The organism is Mitsuaria sp. TWR114 (assembly GCF_007997345.1).
Genome location: NZ_VOSR01000785.1, coordinates 1 through 590, shown reverse-complemented (window position 1 = coordinate 590; position 590 = coordinate 1). Strand labels below are relative to the sequence as shown.

Annotated in this window: 1 pseudogene; it reads right to left on the bottom strand. The window is 68.0% G+C overall.

From position 1 onward, the window contains the following. Positions 1–308 (bottom strand): annotated as a pseudogene (locus FUT87_RS24160) (extracellular solute-binding protein); the annotation flags it as partial. Positions 309–590 lie beyond the last annotated feature (282 nt).

Sequence of the window (590 nt, the reverse complement as noted above, 5' to 3'; positions counted from 1 at the left end):
GTTGTCGAACTTGGCGCCGCCTGCTGCATCACCTGGCCGACCGGCACGATCGCGCCCTTGCTGGCCATCATCGTGGCGGTGCCGACCTCGAAGACCTGCAGGATGTGCGGTGCGTTGCCGGCGCGGAAGGCGGCGATGGCGCCGGCCATCGATTCGTCGTAGCTGCCCTTGTAGGTCGGGACGATCTTGTAGTCCTTCTGGCTGGCGTTGAAGTCCTTGGCCAGGTCGTTGACCCAGTCGCCGAGGGCGCCGCCCATCGAGTGCCACCACTGGATCTCGGTCTGGGCCGAGGCGGTGAAGGGGGTCATCAGCGCGACGCCGCGACGGATGCGGCCAGCAGGGAAGTCTTGACGGGCTTCATGGGTCTCCGATGCTCGGGGAGGGTGGTTCTGCGGTCCTGGGCGGACATCGTCGGGTGGACGAGCCACCGGGGGCCGGCGAGCTTATCGGCGCATTGTGACACTGGCGAACCATCCATCGCAGGGTGCGAAGCCAGGCTTCCCTAGAGTCCCTCGCCGGGGATGGCCCTCTGGCGCTGCGGTAGGATTCCGCCCATTGCCCGAACCGGGCCGCCGCCGATCGCGGCCATC